Genomic DNA, 22186 nt, shown 5'->3' with positions numbered 1-22186 from the left:
TCGCCTACTCCGTTTTCCGCTGCGCATTCGAGATCGCCCTTGCGGCCTCCTCCGAAGAGTTGGCGAGAGAGCGCATCTCCGCCGCCAGCACGGCAAAGCCGGACCCGGCCGTTCCGGCTCTTGCGGCCTCTATGCCGGCATTGACCGCAAGCAGCTTCAGGTAGCGCAGCGACTGCAGGATCTCGTTGGTCTTGGACGCCGTCACCCGCATGCCGGAGGTCTGTTCGTCGATGCGTTGATAGAGCGACTCGATATTAATGATGCTGCCTTCGAGATAGAGCAGTTTCCCGGTTTCGTCCCATACGCCACCGCCGGTCTCCGTCACCCAGATCAAGTGGCCGTCGAGATGGCGTATCCGGTACTCCATCGTCCAGTCGGCGCGGCTTTCCAGCGCCTTGCCGACAACTTCGTCCATGAGCGGAATATCCTCCTCGTACATGATGGAGGTGAAAGTCCGCGCCCGGTTGCCGATGATCTCATCGGCCGGATAGCCGAAGATGCGTTCGATGCCGTCGGTCATCTCCAGCATCGTATAGTTCTCGTCGGCGCGGCAGCGATAAAGGAAGCCGCTCATGCGGCCGAGAACGCTAGTTTGGAAATCCATGAAGACCATGCCCGAAGAAAAAGAGTGCAGATCAAGGTGCTTCGTCTTGTTTCAAACACACCGGAAAGGGCCGCGACGAACGGCCCTCCCCGGTTACGCGGTCTTACGAAATCCTCAGTTGCGGAGATATTCCTCCATCGAGTCGTCTAGCGCCTCGACCCAGGGCGTATGATGCTTCGGCGACATGGTGCCGGTCATCAGCGAGCGATAGGCATGGTCGCGGAAACCCATGATGTTTTCCGCCTTGTGGTGCTCCCACTCCATGAAGGTCTTGTTCGTGCCTTCGATGTCGAAGCTCGGATAGTCGGTTTCGGCGAGCAGCTCCTTCACATAGTCGCCCTGATACCAGATCATTTGCTCGGCATCTTCCAGCGTTTCCTCGCGGGCGCGCCACATATCGAAATTCGCCTTCAACTCCTCTTCCGATGGCAGCTTGATGCGGCCCATCATGACGTCGCGCGCCCACCAGGCCTGCACGTCGAACATGTTGAAGGTGTAAAACTGGTCCTGCATGCCGATGTAGAAGAGCTGCGGATTCTTGTCGTAGATCACGCCCTTGTAGAGGCCGTCGGCCCATAACCGGTTGGCGGTCTTCAGGCGCAGCTCGTCCGGCAGGAAGGGGAAATGGTGCTGGTATCCGGTGCACAGGATCAGCGCATCGACCTGCTTGCTCGAACCATCGAGGAAATAGGCGGTCTTGTTTTCGAGCCGGGTCAGTAGCGGCCGTTCCTCGAAATTCTCGGGCCATTTGAAGCCCATCGGTTTCGAGCGGTAGCTCGTTGTCACCGATTTGGCGCCGTATTTCCAGCATTGCGAGCCGATGTCTTCGGCCGAATAGCTGCGGCCGACGATGAGGATGTCCTTGCCCTTGAACTCCAGCGCATCGCGGAAGTCATGGGCATGCAGCACGCGGCCGTTGAAGGCCTTCACACCCTCGAAATAGGGAACATTCGGCGTCGAGAAGTGCCCGGTGGCGACGACGACAAAGTCGAATTCCTCGTCATACATGCGGTCTTCGACGCGGTCGTGCGCTGTTACCGTGAATTTCTTCGTCTCCTCGTCAAAGCGCACCATGCGCACCGGCGTGCTGAAGCGAACCCATTTGCGCACATCCGCCTTCTCGACGCGGCCCTTGATATAGTCCCACAGCACGGCGCGCGGCGGATAGGAGGCGATCGGCTTGCCGAAATGCTCCTCGAAGGAATAATCGGCGAATTCCAGGCATTCCTTCGGGCCGTTCGACCAGAGGTAACGATACATGCTGCCGTGAACCGGCTCGCCATATTCGTCGAGGCCGGTCCGCCAGGTATAATTCCAAAGCCCTCCCCAGTCCGACTGCTTTTCAAAGCAGACGACTTCCGGAATGTCTGCACCCTTCTTGGCAGCCGATTGGAAGGCCCGCAATTGAGCAAGCCCCGAAGGTCCGGCACCGATAACGGCAACTCTTGTCATGAAGCATTCCCCTTCTCGATTCTATCGAAGTTCTTATCGCATGCAGTCATTTGGCGCGGCGGCCGGGATCAATCCGGGAAGATGCCGGGGCTTGTTGCGGCCCCGTCGTCATATGTCGAAAGCCAGTCGATCGTCGTCTCACGGAAGCGTGTCAGCCCCTTGTAGTCGATGAGTTCCGGCGGCAGCGTGCGCAACACCCGCGGAAACCGTCGCGCCCATTTCGGTACGGTCACGAGCTCGTTCATGTTCATCAGATAGCAGCGGATGACGAACAGGATTGCGTTTGAACGCGGCAGGCGCCAGAGGCTCTGCAACTCCACGCGCAGATGTACCTTCTCGCCGACATTCGCTGGCGTCACGGTCGTGCGGTCAGGGCCCCATTTGGGATAGTTCTCAGGACTGGTATCGAGGCGAGGATTGATGGTCATCGTCCAGTTGAAGCGTCGGGTCGGCTTGCCCTGCTGTAGGTTCAGGAGGAACTTCAGCGCGCGGTCGAAGACACCGATCTGATGGGCGAGTGGCACAGGCCCGTGCCATTCCATAAAATTCATGCCGATGTCGAAATCGAGCGACCAGTCGGCCTGGGTCGTGACCATGCCGGCATCCATCCAGAGGTTGCCGTCGCGCTGGTCGACGATGCAGAAATCGCCCTGGGCCTGACGGGTGATGTATTCGAAGGGCTCATAGGGCAGTGTCGAGCGGTCGCCGAAGGTGAAGCTGTCGTCGATGCCGAGCGGCCGGTTGATCCAGCGCCATTGATCGCCGTTGCGGATCAAGGTGAAATGCTCGGGGTAACCCGCCGCCTGCTCTTCCATCAGAAGCTCGAGCGTATCCCATTGCGCCGTCATCATGTGCGGCAGCGCCTGGTAGCGCAACGGATCCTCCTTCAGCACCAGCTCACGGTCGCGCATCTCGGCGACGTAATGTTCGTCGACGTCGATCAGGCTTTCATAGACCGTGCCCGCCTGTCCCTTCACATGGGGCTCCATATTGACGGAATACATGTACTCGTCGCGATCGAAAGGGAACGGGAAGCGCCGGATGTTCTCCGGACTGTTGCGATAGCTGAAATCGTCCCGGAAGGTTTCCTGTTTGAAGGCGATTGCCATGTCCGTTCTCCTGGGTATCGGCCCGATGCCTAGAGGTCGAGATGCAACGCGTTTCCCTCGAAGCGGGAGACGCAGATCATCACCTTGCGGCCGGACGCCTTTTCTTCGTCGGTCAGATAGACGTCTTGATGCAGAAGCTTGCCCTCGCAGACGGCAACGGCGGTCTCGCACTGTCCGCAGGCACCGCCGCGACAGAGGAAAGGTGCGTCGACACCTGCCGTCTCAATCGCCTCCAGCATGCTCTCGTGATGGCCGACATGAACCGTCTTGCCGGAGCGCGTCAGCTCGATCGAGAACGGCTTGCCGGGTTGTGAGGACAGGAAGCGCTCGGAATGCAGGTTCTGTTCCGGCCAGCCGGCCTCCAGCCCCGCCTTTAGCACCCCGTCGATCATGCCGGAGGGGCCACAGACATAGAGATGCGTGCCGAGCGGCTGGCCGTCGAGCAGGCGGGCGACCGGAATGAAATTCTTGTCGGCGTCGCAATAGATCTTCACCCGATGCGGGCCATAGCGCGCGACAAGTTCCTCGCAATAGGCGCCGCGGTCGTGCGAGCGCACCGCGTAGTGCAGCTCGAAATGGGCGCCCTCGCGGGAAAACTGTTCCATCATGGCGATGAAGGGTGTGATACCGATGCCGCCTGCGATCAGCAGATGCTTGCGGCCGCGCCAATCCGGCTGGAAGAGGTTGACCGGGTAGCTGACCTTCAGCTCGTCGCCTTCGCGCACCTTCTCATGCATGAAAGTGGAGCCGCCGCGTGAATCCTCGACATGCAGCACGCTGATCTCATAGGCCGCGCAATCATGCGGCGGCGACATCAACGAATAGGCATTGCGCCTGATATGGCCGCCATCGTTCATCGAGACGATGACATGGGCGCCGCCGGAGAAATAGGGCATCGGCATGCCGTCCAGGCGCTCGAAGCGGAAGCGCTTGATGCGATGGGCGACCGGCGTCACCTTCGTTACCCGAACGGGAATTTCAGTACCGCCGCTCACAGGAACAACTCCTCAGGATCGGGTGCGCTTCCGGGCTCTTCCGCATCGATATTGACGCCCTGGAAGGCACCGAGGCGACGCGAATAGTGATCGCGCACGAGCAGCGGAAGGCGGCAATGACTGCAGGCGAAGGGGCTATGGGTGACATCCTCGGTGATACCTTTGCAGTGGACGCACTGCACGCGACGCGCCAGCGAGCCACGATGCTCCGTCATGATCGAGGCATGGTCCATGCCGTAATCGAGCGCCACTATCATCGCCTGGCCGATAAAGCCTTCGGTGCCGGCAATATAAAGCCGCGTGCCCATATGGGCGGTGGCGAGCGAACCTTTAAGGCGGAAGAGCAGCGTCGCGATCGTCGGCGCTGCGAAGAACATATCGGCGCCGAGCCGGCGCAGCATGTCATCATGGCCCTTGCCCTGCGAGCCGCGCGCGACATAGAGGACTTCGCTGCGAGCAAGTCCCGTTTCGTCAAGCGCAGCCTGCTGTTCGATAAGAGCCAGTGCGCCCTCGCCTTCCAGAGCGAAAATATGCTTGCGTGCCTTCGGCTGGATGATCAGGCCTTTGTAGACGGGTCGGCTCTTGATGCCTTCAACAAGCATGGCGCGCTCCCTAACCGATGGCGGTCCGCTTCTTTTTCTCCGGATCGTCGAATGGCAGCGTGTGCGCGATAGCACCGGCTTTGAGGTTCTTGCCACGAACCTCGAGTTTTGTGCCCTGCACGGCCTTATCGACGTCGAGACGGGCGATCGCCATGGATTTTCTGGTCAGCGTGGAATAGCTCGGGCAGGTGATGACACCAACCTTCTTTCCGTCGGCAAAAACCTCGTCGCCGAGATCGGCCGGGGCGTCGGCATCGATCAGCATGCCGAAGATCTTGAAGCGTTCCTTCCCCTTCAGCCGCGCATGTTCCTCAGCACCGCGGAAGCCGGTCTTGCCGGGGCTGACGGTAAAGTCGAGGCCGAGTTCCCAAAGACTGTCGCCGGGCGGCTGGTCGACAAAGGGATACATTTGCGAATTGTCGTAGGGATAGAAGAGCAGATAACTTTCGACGCGCAACATGTCGAGGACGCTGAAGCAGCAGGGAATGATTCCCATATCTTCGCCTTCGGCGACGATCCGGTCCCAGACCATGACGGCATCCTGGCCACGAACGAAGATTTCATAACCGCGCTCGCCGGTGTAACCGGTGCGCGAGATCATTACCGGCGCGCCAAAAAGCGTGGTCTGCATATGGTGGAAATATTTGAGATCGCGGATGCCAGGCACATATTTGGCGAGATAATCGACCGCGATCGGCCCCTGCAGCGAGAGATCGTGCAGGTCGTCGTCAAAAAGCACGGCGCAATTGCGACCCGCCGCCTGCTTGACGATCTCCTCGTGGCCGGAGCCAGAGCCATGCACCAGCATCCAGGAATTTGGGCCGGTGCGATAGACGATGCAATCCTCGGTGAAATGGCCGCGGTCGTTCAGCATTGCGGCATAAACCGAGCGGCCGGGATAGATCTTCGCCATGTCACGGGTGGTGATGTAGTCGAGGACGGCGATGGCATGCGGGCCGACAAGATGAACCTTTTTCAGGCCCGAGACGTCCATGATGCCGGCTTTGGTCCGGATCGCAACATGCTCTTCCGACATATCCTTGTCGTAGGTCCAGGCGGTGCCCATTCCGCTCCAGTCCTCAAGCTTCGAACCCAGAGCGCGATGCCGATCCGCCAAGGCGGAGAAACGCCAAGATAACGTCATTTCGTTCCCTCTTTTTCCTGTACGGAATAATTATTTCTTGACTATAATCGTCTTTTGCGCCGTGGCAAGCCGATCGCAACGATTTTATCGGCTCCGCCCCAACGGTATTCTCTCAGAACCTCGGCGCCGGCCTGCCGGCGGCACGATGTGCGGCGATGGCTGTATTGGCCATCAGCATGGCGATGGTCATCGGCCCGACACCGCCGGGCACCGGCGTGATGACGGCAGCAACTTCCGCGGCCTCGGCAAAGGCGACATCGCCGACAAGGCGTGTCTTGCCTTCACCCTTGTCCGGTGCGGCAATGCGGTTGATGCCGACATCGATGACGGTGGCACCGGGCTTGACCCAATCGGCTTTGACCATTTCCGGCCGGCCGACCGCCGCCACCAGGATATCGGCATTGCGGGCAACCGCCGGCAGGTCCTTGGTCTTCGAATGCGCCGTCGTCACCGTCGCATTGGCATGCAGCAGCAGTTGCGCCATCGGCTTGCCGAACAGGTTCGAGCGGCCGATGACGACGGCAGTAAGACCCGACAAGTCCTCGCCATGCACACGGCGCACCAACAACATGGCGCCGGCCGGCGTGCAGGAGATCAGCCCGGTGGCGAGATCGCCGGTCGCCAGCTTGCCGGCATTGACGACATGAAGGCCGTCGACATCCTTGTCCGGCCGGATCGACTGGATGATCGCCTCTGAGTTCAAATGTTTCGGCAGCGGCAGCTGCACCAGGATGCCGTGGATGGACGCATCCTCGTTCAGCGAGGCCACCAGCCTTGCCAGCTCGTCCTGCGTCGTCTCGGCCGGCAGCGTGTGCTGGATGGAGGTGAAGCCGCATTCCTTGGCCATGCGGCCCTTGGCCCCGACATAGGTGTGGCTGGCCGGATCGTCGCCGACGATGACGACGGCAAGGCCGGTCTTCACACCCGTATCCTTCTCCAGTGCTGCGGTCGCCGTCTTCACCGCATCAATTACCGAAGCAGCCACCTGCTTGCCATCGATGATGTCAGCCATCGCTATCCCATCCTCTCCGAAGCATAGCTTCCGGGGCTTGCCGGGAAGACGATGGTGCGGTTGCCGTTGAGGAAGGTGCGGTAGTGGATATGGGCATGGATGGCCCGGGCCAGCACCTGGCTTTCGACATCGCGGCCGATCGACACATAATCGTCGGCCGACTGCGCATGCGTGATGCGCGCCGTGTCCTGCTCGATGATCGGACCCTCGTCGAGATCGCCGGTGACGTAGTGTGCCGTCGCCCCGATCAGCTTGACGCCGCGCTCATAGGCCTGCTTGTAGGGGTTCGCCCCTTTGAAGCTCGGCAGGAAGGAATGGTGGATGTTGATGATCCGGCCCGACATCTTCTTGCACAGCGCATCCGACAACACCTGCATGTAGCGGGCGAGCACGATCAGTTCGGTGCCGGTCTGCTCGACAAGCTCCAGCAGCTGCGCTTCGGCCTGCGGCTTGTTGTCCTTCGTCACCTTGATGTGGTGGAAGGGGATGTCGTGGTTGACGACCACCTTCTGGTAATCGAAATGGTTGGAGACGACGCCGACGATGTCGATCGGCAGCGCGCCGATCTTCCAGCGGTACAGCAGGTCGTTGAGGCAGTGGCCGAAGCGCGACACCATCAGCAGCACCTTCATGCGCGTGTGGGCATCGTAGATCTCGGCCTCCATCTCGAATTTCTTGGCGACCGGCTTGAAGCCGTCGACCAGCGTCTCCTGGCCCACCCCTTCCTCGGAGATGAAGGAGACGCGCATGAAGAACTTGCCGGTATCGAGATCGTCGAACTGGCTGGAGTCGACGATGTTGCAGCCCTGATCGGCCAGATAATTCGCTATCGCCGCAACAATCCCGCGCGTCGATTTGCACGATACCCGTAGAACATAGCTCTTCATGTCTCTTCCCTTGTCATTCGAAGCGCGCAGACTGTCATTGGCCGGGTTCCCGGCTCCGGCGTTTTGCGTCACGATTTTTAAACGTCGGGCCACTGGCTCAGACGTCAAGCGTAGTCTCGCGTTCCCACTGCGTGAAATGCGAGCAGTAGGAATTCCATTCCTGCTGCTTGAGCTTGAGGTAGGCGGCGGAGAATTCGGCCCCGATCGCTTCCTTCAGGCCCTCATCGGCATCGTAGGCGCGCAATGCATCGAGCAGATTGAGCGGCAGGCGCGGCGCGTCCTTCACAAGATGGCCTTCCGCATACATGTCGATGTCGTGATGCGGGCCGGGATCCGCCTTGTTGCGGATGCCGTCGAGGCCGGCGGCGATAATGATGGCTTGCAGGAGATAGGGATTGACCGCGCCGTCGGGCAGACGCAGCTCGAAACGGCCGGGCCCCGGCACGCGCACCATGTGGGTGCGGTTGTTGCCGGTCCAGGTCACGGTGTTGGGCGACCAGGTAGCGCCCGACGTCGTGCGCGGCGCGTTGATGCGCTTGTAGGAGTTGACCGTCGGATTGGTGATCGCGGCAAGCGACGAGGCATGTTTCATGATGCCGCCAAGGAAATGCCTGCCTTCCGCCGAGAGGCCGAATTCCGCTTGCCTGTCGGCAAAGACGTTGGTCTTGCCGTCATTGTCCCACACCGAGACATGGCAATGGCAGCCATTGCCCGTCAGCCCTTTGAAAGGCTTCGGCATGAAGGTGGCGCGAAGCCCGTGCTTTTCGGCGATAGACTTCACCATGAACTTGAAGAAGGAATGTTTGTCTGCCGTCTTCAACGCATCGTCGAATTCCCAGTTCATCTCGAACTGGCCGTTGGCATCCTCGTGATCGTTCTGATAGGCGCCCCAGCCGAGTTCCAGCATGTAGTCGCAGATTTCGGCGATCACATCATAACGGCGCATGACCGCCTGCTGGTCGTAACACGGCTTTTCGGCGGTATCGTATTCGTCCGATATTTTCGAGCCGTCAGCGGTGATCAGGAAGAATTCGGCCTCGACGCCGGTCTTGACCCGCATGCCTTCGACTTCGGCTCTTCTGACGAGCTTTTTCAAAACGTTGCGCGGCGCCTGGGCGACAAGTTCGCCTTCCATCATGCAGTCCGCAGCAACCCAGGCCACTTCCTTCTTCCATGGGAGCTGGATGACGGAAGAAGGATCCGGAACGGCGAAAAGATCAGGGTGAGCGGGCGTCATATCGAGCCAGGTGGCAAAACCTGCAAAACCCGCGCCCTCTTCCTGCATGCCGGCGATCGCCTGCGCCGGCACCAGCTTGGCGCGCTGGCCCGCGAAGAGATCGGTATAGCTGATCATGAAATATTTGATGCCTTTGTCTTTCGCAAAAGCAGCAAGATCCAGTGTCATTCTCGTTCCCCTTTGGATTTCTTAGAGACACTTTGGTTATGGATGCGAGACGGCCGGGACGTTTGCCCGGCCGGTAGAAATCAGTAGCCTCCCTTTCCGGGGATCCAGTTCGTGCCGGCGAGCGGCACCTGCGCCATGGCGGATGCCTCGATCGTCAAAGCGCAGAGATCCTCGGGTTCGAGGTTGTGGACGTGGTTCTTGCCGCAGGCGCGGGCGATGGTCTGCGTCTCGAGCGCCATGACCTTCAGATAGTTGGCCAGGCGGCGGCCGGCGGCAACCGGATCGACACGCTTCATCAGTTCGGGATCCTGCGTGGTGATGCCGGCCGGATCCTTGCCCTCGTGCCAGTCGTCATAGGCGGCAGCCGTCGTCCCGAGCGCTTCATAATCGGCCGTCCAGCGCGGATCGTTCTCGCCGATGGCGATAAGCGCCGCCGTACCGATGGAGACCGCGTCGGCGCCGAGCGCAAGCGCCTTTGCCACGTCAGCGCCATTGCGGATGCCGCCGGAGACGATGAGCTGCACCTTGCGGTGCATGCCGAGATCCTGCAGCGCCTGGACGGCGGGTCGGATGCAGGCAAGCGTCGGCATGCCGACATGCTCGATGAAGACCTCCTGCGTCGCGGCAGTGCCACCCTGCATGCCGTCGAGCACGACGACGTCGGCGCCGGACTTCACCGCAAGTGCGGTGTCGTAATAGGGTCGCGCGCCGCCGACCTTCACGTAGATCGGTTTCTCCCAGCTGGTGATTTCGCGCAGTTCGAGGATCTTGATCTCAAGATCGTCCGGACCGGTCCAATCGGGGTGACGGCTAGCCGAGCGCTGATCGATGCCCTTCGGCAGCGTGCGCATATCGGCAACACGATCGGAAATCTTCTGGCCGAGCAGCATGCCGCCGCCGCCGGGCTTGGCGCCTTGGCCGACAACGATTTCGATCGCGTCGGCACGCCGCAGATCCTTCGGGTTCATGCCGTAACGCGAAGGAAGATATTGATAGACGAGGAGCTGCGAATGGCCGCGTTCCTCCTCCGTCATGCCGCCGTCGCCGGTGGTGGTCGACGTGCCGGCGATTGTCGCCCCGCGGCCGAGCGCCTCCTTGGCGGGGCCAGAGAGCGAGCCGAAGCTCATGCCGGCAATGGTGATCGGAATCTTCAATTCGATCGGCTTCTTGGCGAACCGCGAGCCGAGCACGACATTGGTGCCGCATTTTTCGCGATAGCCCTCCAGCGGATAGCGGGAGATCGAGGCGCCAAGGAAGAGAAGGTCGTCAAAATGCGGCAGCTTGCGCTTGGCACCGCCGCCGCGGATATCATAGATGCCGGTCGCCGCCGCGCGACGGATTTCCGACATCGTATATTCGTCGAAGGTTGCCGAAAGGCGAGGCTTTGTGGGCGGATTGTGATAGCTCATGAAAAACCTCTATAGGATCTAATAGGCGTCGGCGTTGTCGACGTGGAAGCTGTAGAGCTTGCGGGCGGAGCCGTAGCGGCTGAATTCCTCGGGCCTTGCATCGGTGATGCCCGCCTTGTCGAGGAGGCGGCCGAGCAATTCGATGTGCTCGGGGCGCATCTCCTTCTCGATACAGTCGGCGCCGAGACTCTGGACCTTGCCGCGCACGAAGATGCGCGCCTCGTAGAGGGAGTCGCCCAGCGCCTCGCCGGCATCGCCGAGAACGACGAGGTTGCCGGCCTGCGCCATGAAAGCGGACATATGGCCGATATTGCCACGCACGACGATGTCAATGCCTTTCATCGAGATGCCGCAGCGCGAGGAGGCATTGCCTTCGATCACCAAAAGGCCACCGCAACCGGTCGCACCCGCATACTGGCTGGCATCGCCTTTGACGGTGATGCGGCCCGACATCATGTTCTCGCCGACGCCGGGGCCAGCCGAGCCGTGCACGGTGATATCAGCCTCTTCGTTCATACCACCGCAGTAGTAACCGACGCTGCCGCGGATATCGATGCTGACGGGCGCGTGGACGCCAGCGGCGACGGCATGATGGCCACGCGGATTGACGACTTCGAACCGAAGGTCGTTATCGCCCTGCGCGATGTCGTGCAGGGTCTGATTGAGATCACGAAGCGGGGTCACCGCAAGATCGAATGTGGGCATATCATCGTCCTGAACTGAATACGAACCGAAAGATTGAAGCCGCCGTGCCGGCTTTCAGCGTTCCCAGAAATAAACGGTCGCCGGCTCAGGCTCCCAGACGCGGGCCGCTTCGATGCCGGGCAGGCTGACAAGCGCACGATATTCCGAACCGAAAGCGACATAGCGATCCGTTTCAGCCATGACGGCGGGCTTGCAGGCGATCGCGTCGCGCACGACGCCGAAGCCCGACTTGGTGCCGACGACGAAGGTGAAAAAACCATCGAGGTCGTCGACCGCGCTCTCCAGCGCTTCGCCCAGGTTCTTGCCCTTGGCCATTTCGGCCGTCAGATAGGCGGCTGCAACCTCGGAGTCGTTTTCCGTCTCGAAGGTCATGCCCTGATGCTTGAGCTCACGGCGCAGGTTGTTGTGGTTCGACAGCGAACCGTTGTGCACAAGGCACTGGTCGGAGCCGGTCGAGAAAGGATGGGCGCCAAGCGTCGTGACGGCGGACTCCGTTGCCATGCGCGTGTGGCCGATACCATGCGTGCCCGCCATCGAAGTGACCGAAAAGCGGGAGACGACATCCTTCGGCAGGCCGGTTTCCTTATAGATCTCGATCGCATCGCCGCTGCTCATGATGCGCACATCGGGGCGAAGTTCGGCTATCGCCGCGCGACCTTCGTCGAGCCGGTCCTTCGGCAGCATAATGACCGCATGCGTACTTTTGACCTCGATCGAAAGATAGCTGTCGAGCGCCCTCATCAGCGCCGCTTCGAGATCGGCGAAATCCTTCTTCGGGTTGGCGGACTGAATGGTGATCTTCGCCTTGTCGCCATTGCCGTCACCATAGATGGCAATGCCGGCACTGTCCGGCCCGCGATCGGTCATCGTCACCAGCATGGACGACAGGAGCGCGCCAAGCTGAGGCTCCAGGCTTTTATCCTTCAGGAAGAGACCCACAATTCCGCACATGACCAGACCCTCCGTTCGCATCTGCAAAATGAGTAACAGGTCTTTTTTTGAACTACAACTAGGAAGAATAAATTTTTCTTTTAAGGCAAGTCAGCCATTCTTGCCCACTTGCGGATAGCTGATGATCGACAAGTAGCGGGCCGGCAGCTTGACGAGCACCTCGGGACCGTGCGGCGCATCGGCATCAAAGAACAGGCTGTCGCCCGGCTGCATGGGGAAACGCTGGTCGCCATGACGATAAACGACCTCGCCTTCGAGCATGTAGAGAAACTCCATGCCTTCGTGCTGGAACGTCGGAAAGACGTCGGAATCAGCCGTCAGGGTTATGAGGTAGGGTTCAACGATGACGCCGCTTGTGTTGTTGTCGATGTGCCCGAGCAGATTATACTGATGGCCGGCGCGCGTGCCGCGGCGTTCAAGTTCGATGCCCTGTCCCGCCTTGACGAAGACAGCGTTGCGCGGCTCCTCGTAGCGGCGAAAAAAGGCGGTGAGCGGCATGCCGAGGGCGCGTGACAGCGATTGCAGCGTCGTCAGAGACGGCGAAATATTGCCATTCTCGATCTTCGACAACATGCCGAGCGATATGCCGGTCGCAGCCGCCAGATCCGTCACCGTGATACCGAGTTTCTTGCGGAAGGCGCGCACCTCATGGCCGATCGCCATTTCGAGGTTGTTTTCCTTCGGCTCGCGAACGGCATGTGGATCCTGTGTGAAGGCGGCCCGGCCGCCAGGCGTGTGATCCTTCTGCTCCGTCGCTCCGCGCTTGGTTTTCATTCAATTTTCCTTCGTCGCCAGATGATTTTTCTGAAAATCACCCTATCGCCGCAGTGAAAATTTCTCAACCGTGAAGAAAGTCTAATCCCGCCGCATATCGCGCGGCGCACGTCCAAAAGCCTCGCGAAACAGTCGCGAGAAATGCCCAGCACTGGAAAAGCCGGTCGCAACCGCGATTTCCGAGATCGACAGCGGGCTTTGGCGCAAAAGGCGTAACGCATGCTGTAGCCGGATGCGGCGATATTGCTCGAGAAAGGTCGTCTGCAGATGGGCCGCGAAGAGCCTGTCGAGATGGCGGGCGGTAACGCCGGCGATCCGCGCCATCGTCGTCCGATCGAGCGGCATCTCAATGGTCTCCTCCATCTTGGCAAGGACGCTGAGCAGCCCCGGATGGTGCACGCCGTAGCGCTCTGCAAGCGAGGCTCGCTGCGGGGCGGTCGGTTCGCCGATCTGCGTATGCAAGTACCAGTCGCTGACGCGGCGAGCAAAATCCGCGCCCATGCGCTCGGCGATCAGCGCATGCATCATGTCCAGCGGCGCGATGCCGCCACCGCAGGTGATGCGATTGCCGTCTATGACGAAGCGGGCCTGACGCGGCGCAAGATCGGGAAAGGCTTCGAGCAACGCCGGCGCATGTTCCCAATGAATGGTGAAATCACGCCCGGCAAGCAGCCCTGCGGCGGCAAGCAGATAGGGGCCTCCCGAAATGCCGCCGATCCGCACGCCTTCGCGCGCCAATTGCCGAAGGCACGCATGCACGGCCGGATGATGCCAGTCGCGCGGCGAACCGCCGGCGCAAACGAAGACCATATCGAGGCCAGTGCCACGAGATGGCAGAGGTACTGCGGGAACCACGGCGCCCGACGAGGACGGCGCCGACCCGCCATCCGGAGAAAATATGGAGAGACGGTATAGCTCGCGTCCGGCGATAAGGTTTGCCGCACGAAGCGGCTCGGTCGCGGACGCATAGGACATCAGCGCAAACTCCGGCAGGAGGAGGAAACCGATTTTCTGGGCGCTTTTGGTATCGGCTGGGCTCATGTCTCTTTTTTAGCGAATAATGTCCTGCACGTGCAAGTCAGCGTACGTCAATCTGTCATCATGGGACATCTCTTTCGGATACCACCATGCGCTATTCCGCACTTTCGATCTTTCTGAACGGTCTTCGCGGCAACAAGGACTGGGCCTCCGCCTGGCGCAGTCCCGCGCCGAAGCCGCACTATGACGTCGTCATCGTCGGTGGTGGCGGCCATGGACTTGCAACGGCCTATTACCTTGCCAAGACCTTCGGCATCACCAATGTCGCGGTATTGGAGAAGGGCTATCTCGGCTCGGGCAATATCGGCCGCAACACAACGATCATCCGTTCGAACTACCTGTTGCCCGGCAACAACCCTTTCTACGAGCTGTCGATGAAGCTCTGGGAGGGACTGGAGCAGGATTTCAACTTCAACGCCATGGTCTCGCAGCGCGGTGTGCTCAATCTTTTCCATTCCGATGCACAACGTGACGCCTATACCCGTCGCGGCAACGCCATGCGGCTGCACGGCGTCGACGCTGAATTCCTCGATCGAACGGCCGTGCGCAAGATGCTGCCCTTCCTCGATTTCGATAATGCCCGCTTTCCCATCATGGGCGGCCTGTTCCAGCCGCGCGGCGGCACGGTTCGCCACGACGCGGTCGCCTGGGGCTATGCCCGCGGCGCCGACAGCCGCGGCGTCGACATTATTACCGGCTGCGAGGTGACCGGCATCCGCACCGAGAACGGCAGCGTAACCGGTGTCGAGACCTCAAAGGGCTTCATCGGCTGCGGCAAGCTGGCGCTCGCGGCTGCCGGCAACTCCACTGTCGTCGCCGACATGGCCGGCCTGCGCCTGCCGATCGAAAGCCATGTGCTGCAGGCCTTCGTTTCCGAAGGGCTGAAGCCTTTCATCGACACAGTCGTCACCTTCGGTGCCGGCCATTTCTACGTCTCCCAATCGGACAAGGGCGGCCTTGTCTTCGGCGGCGACATCGATGGCTACAATTCCTATGCCCAGCGCGGCAATCTCGCGACCGTCGAACACGTCGCTGAGGCCGGCGTCGCGATGATCCCGTCGCTGACCCGCGTGCGCACCCTGCGCACTTGGGGCGGCATCATGGATATGAGTATGGACGGATCGCCGATCATCGATCGCACCCATATCGACAATCTCTATCTGAATGCCGGCTGGTGTTATGGCGGCTTCAAGGCGACGCCGGCCTCCGGCTACTGCTACGCCCATCTGATCGCCCGCAACGAGCCGCATGAAACCGCCCGGCAACTGCGACTGGACCGCTTTCGGCGCGGCTATCAGATCGACGAAAAGGGCGTCGGCGCCCAGCCCAACCTGCATTGAGGACATGACGAGATGGCAAGCCTGATTTCCTGCCCTCACTGCGGCCTCCGTCCCAAGGAGGAGTTTTCCATCAAGGGTGATGCGAGCCTGACACGCCCCACCCCCGATGCCGGCCCTGAGGCGTGGTATGACTATGTCTACCTCCGCGACAATCCGAAGGGGCGCCACAAGGAATATTGGCACCACTCCTCCGGCTGCCGCCGTTGGCTGGTCGTCGAGCGCGATACCGTCACCCATGCCGTTTATGAGGTGAACGACGCCGCGCTCGCCAAGCTCGGAGGCCGGGCATGACGAGCTACCGCCTCTCCGCCGGCGGTCGGATCGACCGCTCGAAAACCGTCAACTTTACCTTTGACGGCCGGGAGCTGTCAGGCCATCCCGGTGACACACTCGCCTCCGCCCTGCTTGCCAACGGCATTCAACTCGTCGGCCGCAGTTTCAAGTATCATCGGCCCCGCGGTATCCTGACGGCCGGCGCCGCCGAACCTAATGCGCTGGTGACGACAGGGACCGGCGGCCGGACCGAAGCCAATAGCCGCGCCACGATGATCGAACTCCATGAGGGGCTGATCGCGCGCAGCCAGAACCGCTGGCCTTCACTCGGCTTCGATATCGGCGCCGTCAACGGCCTGTTCTCGCCCTTCCTCAGCGCCGGCTTCTACTACAAGACCTTCATGTGGCCGGCAGCCCTTTGGGAAAAACTCTACGAACCGCTGATCCGCAAGGCCGCCGGCCTCGGCAAGGCATCCTACGAGGTCGATCCCGATTCCTATGAGAAACGCTGGGGTCATTGCGACCTGCTGGTGATCGGCGCGGGACCGACGGGTCTTGCCGCGGCCCTGACGGCGGGACGCGCCGGCGCCCGCGTCATCCTCGCCGACGAGGGTTTTGCGCTCGGCGGCAACCTTCTCCTCGAGGCCGGCACGGCCCTCAAGGATATTCTCGAGGAACTCGAAAGCCTTCCGAATATGCGCCTCCTGCCGCGCACCACGGTCATCGGCTGGTACGACGACAATGTCTTTGGTGCCGTCGAGCGCGTGCAGAAACATCTGGCAACACCCGATCCGCATCGTCCGGTCGAGCGTCTCTGGCGCATCATCGCCAGGCAGGCGGTGCTTGCGACCGGCGCGGAGGAACGTCCTCTTGTCTTCGGCGGCAACGACATTCCCGGCGTCATGATGGCGGGCGCCATGCGCAGCTACCTCAATCGCCAGGCGGTTGCCCCCGGCGCCCGCACCGTCGTCTTCACGACGAACCAGTCCGGTTACCGCACCGCTGCCGACCTTGAAGCCGCCGGGCTCGAGGTCGCCGCCATCGTCGACAGCCGCACCAATACCCGCGACGGCTGGTCGGGCCGCGCGCCGGTACTCACCAATGCCCGTGTCGCCGACGCGCATGGCGGCAAGCGCCTGCATCGTTTGAGCGTCACGACGGCCTCGGGCACGCAACGCATCGATGCTGATGCTCTGGCTGTGTCCGGTGGCTGGAGCCCGATCATCCACCTTGCCTGTCAGCGCGGCGCAAGGCCGATCTGGTCCGCGGAGAAAGCCGCCTTCCTGGCGCCAGAAAGGCAGGAGGGCCTGCTGATTGCCGGGTCGGCTGCCGGTCTTGCCGCCACGGATGCCTGCCTAGGCGATGGCGCCCGCAAAGCGGTCGAGGCACTGAAAACGATCGGCTTCGGCAACGTCATGCCAGCGTTTGCTACAGTGGAGGAGATCTCTCCGGCCGCCGCGTCGCTCTTTCATGTCAAAGGCAGCAAGGGCAAGGCTTTCGTCGATTATCAGAACGACGTCCATCTGAAGGACCTCGGCCTTGCCGTGCGCGAAGGCTACGGCCATGTCGAGCTCGCCAAGCGTTATACCACCAACGGCATGGCGACCGATCAGGGTAAGCTGTCCAATATGAACGCCATCGGCATCCTTGCCGAAGCGCGCAGCGTCTCGCCGGCCGAGGTCGGCACTACGACGTTCCGCCCGTTTTATACGCCGGTCTCCTTCGGCGCGCTGACCGGCACTGCGCGCGGCAAACACTTCCAGCCAGCCCGCAAGTCGCCGCTGCACAACTGGGCCAAGAAGAACGGCGCCACCTTTGTCGAGACGGGACTTTGGTATCGCTCGTCCTGGTTCCCACGCCAAGGCGAGGTCACCTGGCGTGAAAGCGTCGACCGCGAAGTGCTGAACATCCGTAAGAATGCCGGCATCTGTGATGTGTCGACACTCGGCAAGATCGAGATCTTCGGCAAGGATGCGGCGACCTTCCTCGACCGCGTCTATTGCAACGGCTTTGCCAAGTTGTCCGTCGGCAAGGCACGTTATGGAGTGATGCTGCGCGAAGACGGCATGGTCTACGACGACGGCACGACCAGCCGCTTCAGCGAGGATCACTTCTTCATGACCACGACGACGGCGCTCGCCGCCGGTGTGCTCACCCATCTCGAATTCTGCGCCCAGACGCTCTGGCCCGAACTCGATGTCCACTTCGCCTCCTCGACCGATCAATGGGCGCAAATGGCGATTGCCGGCCCAAAATCGCGGGCAATCCTCTCCGACATCGTCGATGAGGATTTGTCCGACGTTGCCTTCCCCTTCATGAGCGCTCGCGTCGTCTCGCTTTTTGGCGGGACGCTTGAAGGCCGCCTCTTCCGAATCTCCTTTTCCGGCGAACTTGCCTATGAGCTCGCCGTGCCCGCCGGCTATGGCGAATGGGTGGCGGATGCCATCATGGAGATTGGCAATAAACACGGCATTTGCCCTTATGGCGCCGAAGCCCTCGGTGTCATGCGCATCGAAAAAGGCCATGTCACCCATGCCGAGATCAATGGCACGGTGACGCCAGGAGATCTTGGCCTCGGCCGGATGATCTCAGCGACCAAGTCGGATTTCATCGGCAAGGCCATGCTCATCCGCGAAGGCCTGCAGTCGCTCGACCGCCCTCGCCTTGTCGGCGTCAAGCCAATCAATCCGGCCACGAGCTTCCGCACCGGTGCCCATATCCTGGCGGACGGGGCCGCCGCCACGCTCGAGAACGACCAGGGCTATGTCACCTCCAGCGCCTTTTCGCCAAGCCTCGGCCACACGATCGGCCTCGCACTGGTGAAGCGTGGGCCAGAACGTATCGGTGAAAAGGTCACGGTCTGGAACGGCCTCAGAAATGAATTCACCGAAGCGCTGCTCTGCAGCCCGATCTTCATCGATCCTGAGAACGAGAAACTCCATGCCTGATCGTCCCGAACACAGGCCGGCACTTGCCGGCAAGGCCGTATTCGAAGGGCCTGGCATCCGGTTGGAAACCTTGCCGGAAGGCCATCTGCTGCATGTGATGGGGCCGATCGATACCGAAAGCCTAGCCGGCTATCTTTCAGCAGCCAAGCTTACTGGCAGCAGCCTCCGCTCGGCCGGCTACCGGCAATGGTTCGTCGTCGGCGACGATAAGCTTTTGCCTGCGCGCATTGCCGCTCTCTCCTCAGTCCTGCAAGGAAATGCCTTCGTTTCCGACCAGAGCCATGGGCGCATTCGTATCGGCCTTTCCGGCGCCCATGCGATCGAAATCCTTGCGAAGGGCACCGCCGTCGATCTCGATCCTTCGGTTTTTCCCGAAGGCCGTTCGGTGGTCACGCTTTACGGCCATGTATCGCTGCACCTGACGCGCACCGCACCGCACCGGTTCGAGCTGATCGTGTTGCGCAGCTATGCCGAACATCTCCATGAGGAACTGGAGCACCTGGCTGCCGCCATCTGACGCGAGAATCTGAGCCTTGCCGGCGTGCTCGTTTACGCGGCGCTGCAAGTGACGTAGCGCTTGATGCGCCAGCCAGAGATTGAATTGCTGGACGCCCAAATAGCTGCCGCAAAAGGACTAAAATAACCGCCCACGTCGAGTTAGCGAATGGCGGTGCTGCAAGGGTATTCGGGGTGAAGCAGGACGTCGCTGCCGAGAAGACTATGGTCGAGCAGTTGCGTCTCAATCGACAAATAATCGTTCCTGCCGCCCTCCTATACCACCATCTTCCATTGGTTAATGATATGGCTTTGCGCTGGTGGATTGGAGGAAATGTGCTACGCTTTTGACAAAGAGAACGCAGCAGAAAATGTAATCATGATCTGGGAGGATTCATGGTCGAGATATTTTCTAAGCGGGATGGCCCTCGTCGCGAGGACGCCCAGATCAAGCGCCTCATCGAGCAGAACCGCGGTTTGATCACCAAGCTTGCCGACCAATTGAGCAATGGACGGTATTCCCAGTCCCAAAAGCCGCGCGAGCTCCCGCAGGCGGAAGGCCTGATCATCCACATCGGCGGCCAGCCCGCAGCCCCGGCGGCGGCGCAGCCGCGGGTCAGGGTGACGCCCAACGGCCGGGTAATTGCCGTGGATGAATCCTCGGGTCGGCAGCTTCAGCATTTCGGCGATATTCGCAAAACCTCTGCCGGCAAGACCTTCGCTCTCGCCATTGCACGCAATCGCTATATAGCGCCGCTCGACGAGGCGACCGCCGAGGCGCTTGCGGACATGGATGGCGTGACCATCGGGATCTCCTATGGTTCAGACGAGCTTGCGACCGATATCGGCCGTCGTCTCGACATGGACTCGGAAAGCTGACCACGCAGTCTCCGACAGGAGGGCAACGGTCATTTACAAGCGCCGATTTTTCTCAAGTCACGAAATGTGAGTGCCCATGAAGCGGAATCCACATGGCATGAATGAACTTCCCCTCGGACGGTCACCGCAGATGGCAGCCCTCATGCCGGGCGGCGCACTGGTACGGGCCGATTACGACGAGGTCGGTGTCACCAAAGCCTGGGAAAGGCTCCTGGAGGGCAAACACGAGACCAAGCGGCAGACGCTGCCGGTGCGCTCCACGATTCACGATTCCTGGCACCGCTGCGCCGAAGGGGGCATAGACGCGCAGCGCAACGAGGCACCGATCGAGACGGATCGGGATGCCGTCGAAGCGCTGACGCGCGGCAGCTCGGAATTGCTGGAGGCGGCGACGCGTCCGTTTTCGATGATCGGTCGAATGCTGGATGGTACCGGGGCCATGCTCGCCCTTGCCGACAGCGACGGCGTCCTGATCAATGTGATGGGTGACAAGAGGACCGTATTCGACGGCATGGACATCCACCTCGGCATCGGAGGGAAGTGGACCGAAGATGTTGTCGGCACCAATGGCATCGGCACCGCCCTTTGGACAGGGGAGCCGGTCTTCGTTCACGCCGCCGAGCATTTCTGCGCCGGCATCAAGAGCTGGACCTGTGCCGGTGCGCCGATCCGGGATCCCTTTGACGGTAAGGTCATTGGCGTCGTCGATCTTTCCGGACATCCCGATATTTTTCGGCCACACAATATCGCGTTGGTTGCTGCGGCGGCACGTGAAATAGAAAGAGCACTCGCCGATTCGCAGACCGCAGAACGGTTACGGCTCCTGGAAGCCTTTATCGCTTCCGCCAACAACTATCATGCCAGCGACGGCCTTCTGATTATCGATCGCCAAGGCCGGGCCATCTATCACAACAACGTGCCGCTGCCGGAAGGGCGACGGCTGGGAGAGACCGTTCGCCAAGGGGGAGTGAACTGTTGGTCGCCGGAACTCACGGGTTCCGGCTTCCTGGACAGCGTCGCCACCAGCCTTCCCGAGACGATGCGCAATTGCGATGTCTGTCCGCTCGAACTGGATGGCGATATTCGCGGCGCCGCGCTGGTCTTCCCGAAGAGCGTCAGCGGCCGACTGGTGTCGATCGGTAATCGCGCGTCGGACCGGCTGAAGGAAGCATGCGCTCAGATCATCGGCGAAAGCGGCGCCCTCGGCGCGGCGGTCGAAATAGCCTGCCGCGCGGCGGATACGGAGGACGTGACCTCACTGCTGATCGAAGGGGAGACCGGCGTCGGCAAGGAACTCTTCGCACGTCTCATCCATGCGGGTAGCCGAAAATCCGCCGGCAGTCCCTTCATCGCACTCAATTGCGGCGCCGTGACAAAGGAGCTGTTCGGCAGCGAATTGTTCGGCCACGTGCCCGGCGCTTTCACCGGGGCCTCCCGCGACGGCAAAGCCGGTGTCTTCGAACTCGCTAGCGGCGGTGTCCTGAGCCTCGACGAAATCGGCGAAATGCCGCTGGATATCCAACCCTTCCTGCTGCGCGTCCTCGAGGAGCGCGTCATTCATCGCCTTGGCGACAGCCGCGCGCGATCTGTGGACGTCAGGCTCGTCGCCTCGACCAACCGCGATCTCAAGCAGGAGGTCGCCGCCGGGCGATTTCGACGCGACCTGTTCTATCGTATCAGTGCGGTCACGATTGAGGTGCCTCCGCTCCGGGACCGCGGCGATGACTGTTTGCTGCTGCTCGATCACTTCAATCGCAACATGGCGGATCGGAGAGGCGTCTCCCCGCTTCGTTTCACCAACGAGTCGCTCGATGCGATGCTGGCCTATCAATGGCCCGGCAATGTCAGGGAGTTGCGAAATCTCGTTGAGCGCTTGCATCTCTTGGCGCGCAACCCCTTGGTTGCCGTCGAAGATCTGCCCGCCGAGATCGCCGATCGTCAGCCGATTGATGGCGCCCTTTCCATCGAGGCAGACACTCATGTTCTCAGTTTTGCCGAGGCCGAACGGCAGGCGATCATCACGGCGTTATCCGCCGAGCACGGCAATCTCAGCAAGGTGGCACAACGGCTCGGAATATCGCGGCCGACGCTTTATCGGAAGATGGATCAGTTCGGAATCAAACGCAGCTATGCCTGAAGACGGCGCCGTGGCGTCACCGAGGAA

At 61.0% G+C, this 22186-nt stretch carries 20 protein-coding genes; 6 read left to right on the top strand and 14 right to left on the bottom strand.

Going from position 1 to position 22186, the window contains the following annotated elements; genetic code table 11:
* Positions 1-4 precede the first annotated feature (4 nt).
* The 14 genes from FHT86_RS14255 to FHT86_RS14190 all read right to left on the bottom strand — a co-directional run bounded on the left by FHT86_RS14255 (position 5) and on the right by FHT86_RS14190 (position 14090).
* A complete protein-coding gene (locus tag FHT86_RS14255; protein WP_133707454.1) occupies positions 5-604 on the bottom strand; it encodes a PAS domain-containing protein in 600 nt (199 codons plus the stop codon).
* Positions 605-718: 114 nt separating this feature from the next.
* Positions 719-2056 carry an NAD(P)-binding domain-containing protein gene (locus tag FHT86_RS14250; protein ID WP_133707453.1) on the bottom strand — a complete coding sequence of 446 codons (1338 nt, stop codon included), beginning with the start codon at positions 2054-2056 and terminating at the stop codon, positions 719-721.
* 68 nt (positions 2057-2124) lie between these two features.
* The gene (locus FHT86_RS14245; protein ID WP_133707452.1) at positions 2125-3165 is read right to left on the bottom strand and encodes a heme-dependent oxidative N-demethylase family protein; all 1041 of its coding nucleotides are present in this window, start codon (positions 3163-3165) and stop codon (positions 2125-2127) included.
* A gap of 29 nt (positions 3166-3194) precedes the next feature.
* Positions 3195-4160, bottom strand: coding sequence for a PDR/VanB family oxidoreductase (locus FHT86_RS14240; RefSeq protein ID WP_133707451.1), 966 nt, complete (start codon positions 4158-4160; stop codon positions 3195-3197).
* Positions 4157-4762, bottom strand: a complete 606-nt coding sequence (locus FHT86_RS14235) for a dimethylamine monooxygenase subunit DmmA family protein (protein ID WP_133707450.1) — start codon at positions 4760-4762, stop codon at positions 4157-4159. The genes FHT86_RS14240 and FHT86_RS14235 overlap by 4 nt, the downstream gene beginning before the upstream one ends.
* Before the next feature lie 10 nt (positions 4763-4772).
* Positions 4773-5906, bottom strand: coding sequence for an aminomethyltransferase family protein (locus tag FHT86_RS14230; RefSeq protein ID WP_133707449.1), 1134 nt, complete (start codon positions 5904-5906; stop codon positions 4773-4775).
* 112 nt (positions 5907-6018) lie between these two features.
* Positions 6019-6918, bottom strand: coding sequence for a bifunctional methylenetetrahydrofolate dehydrogenase/methenyltetrahydrofolate cyclohydrolase FolD (gene folD, locus FHT86_RS14225; protein ID WP_133707448.1), 900 nt, complete (start codon positions 6916-6918; stop codon positions 6019-6021).
* Between the two features lie 2 nt (positions 6919-6920).
* Positions 6921-7805 (bottom strand): formyltetrahydrofolate deformylase, encoded by an 885-nt coding sequence (purU, locus tag FHT86_RS14220; protein WP_133707447.1) that lies wholly within the window; start codon positions 7803-7805, stop codon positions 6921-6923.
* 97 nt (positions 7806-7902) lie between these two features.
* On the bottom strand, positions 7903-9210 hold the full coding sequence (gene glnT, locus FHT86_RS14215) for a type III glutamate--ammonia ligase (protein ID WP_133707446.1): 1308 nt from the start codon (positions 9208-9210) through the stop codon (positions 7903-7905).
* 80 nt (positions 9211-9290) lie between these two features.
* Positions 9291-10619: an FMN-binding glutamate synthase family protein gene (locus FHT86_RS14210; RefSeq protein ID WP_133707445.1), complete on the bottom strand. Its 1329-nt coding sequence runs from the start codon at positions 10617-10619 to the stop codon at positions 9291-9293.
* Positions 10620-10637: 18 nt separating this feature from the next.
* Complete coding sequence (locus FHT86_RS14205) at positions 10638-11324, bottom strand: GXGXG domain-containing protein (protein ID WP_133707444.1); 687 nt, start codon at positions 11322-11324, stop codon at positions 10638-10640.
* 54 nt (positions 11325-11378) lie between these two features.
* Positions 11379-12275, bottom strand: coding sequence for a class II glutamine amidotransferase (locus tag FHT86_RS14200; protein WP_133707443.1), 897 nt, complete (start codon positions 12273-12275; stop codon positions 11379-11381).
* A 90-nt stretch (positions 12276-12365) separates the two neighbouring features.
* Entirely contained in the window at positions 12366-13049 is a 684-nt protein-coding gene (locus tag FHT86_RS14195) for a helix-turn-helix domain-containing protein (RefSeq protein WP_133707442.1), read from the bottom strand.
* An 81-nt stretch (positions 13050-13130) separates the two neighbouring features.
* Entirely contained in the window at positions 13131-14090 is a 960-nt protein-coding gene (locus FHT86_RS14190) for a GlxA family transcriptional regulator (protein WP_133707441.1), read from the bottom strand.
* An 86-nt stretch (positions 14091-14176) separates the two neighbouring features.
* Between FHT86_RS14190 and FHT86_RS14185 the strand changes: the two genes are divergently transcribed.
* The 6 genes from FHT86_RS14185 (at position 14177) to FHT86_RS14160 (ending at position 22159) form a co-directional block, all read left to right on the top strand.
* The gene (locus FHT86_RS14185) at positions 14177-15427 is read left to right on the top strand and encodes a sarcosine oxidase subunit beta family protein (protein ID WP_133707440.1); all 1251 of its coding nucleotides are present in this window, start codon (positions 14177-14179) and stop codon (positions 15425-15427) included.
* 12 nt (positions 15428-15439) lie between these two features.
* Entirely contained in the window at positions 15440-15718 is a 279-nt protein-coding gene (locus FHT86_RS14180) for a sarcosine oxidase subunit delta (protein WP_133707439.1), read from the top strand.
* On the top strand, positions 15715-18648 hold the full coding sequence (locus FHT86_RS14175; RefSeq protein WP_133707438.1) for a sarcosine oxidase subunit alpha family protein: 2934 nt from the start codon (positions 15715-15717) through the stop codon (positions 18646-18648). The genes FHT86_RS14180 and FHT86_RS14175 overlap by 4 nt, the downstream gene beginning before the upstream one ends.
* Positions 18641-19165: a sarcosine oxidase subunit gamma gene (locus FHT86_RS14170; protein ID WP_133707437.1), complete on the top strand. Its 525-nt coding sequence runs from the start codon at positions 18641-18643 to the stop codon at positions 19163-19165. The genes FHT86_RS14175 and FHT86_RS14170 overlap by 8 nt, the downstream gene beginning before the upstream one ends.
* A 374-nt stretch (positions 19166-19539) precedes the next feature.
* A complete protein-coding gene (locus tag FHT86_RS14165; protein WP_133707436.1) occupies positions 19540-20022 on the top strand; it encodes a hypothetical protein in 483 nt (160 codons plus the stop codon).
* A gap of 97 nt (positions 20023-20119) precedes the next feature.
* Entirely contained in the window at positions 20120-22159 is a 2040-nt protein-coding gene (locus FHT86_RS14160; protein ID WP_246779508.1) for a sigma-54-dependent Fis family transcriptional regulator, read from the top strand.
* Positions 22160-22186: the final 27 nt, after the last annotated feature.

The sequence above is a fragment of the Rhizobium sp. BK313 genome, assembly GCF_014193655.1.
In the GTDB taxonomy this organism is placed as follows: Bacteria; Pseudomonadota; Alphaproteobacteria; order Rhizobiales; family Rhizobiaceae; genus Rhizobium.
This window is presented reverse-complemented; position numbering and strand designations above follow the sequence as displayed.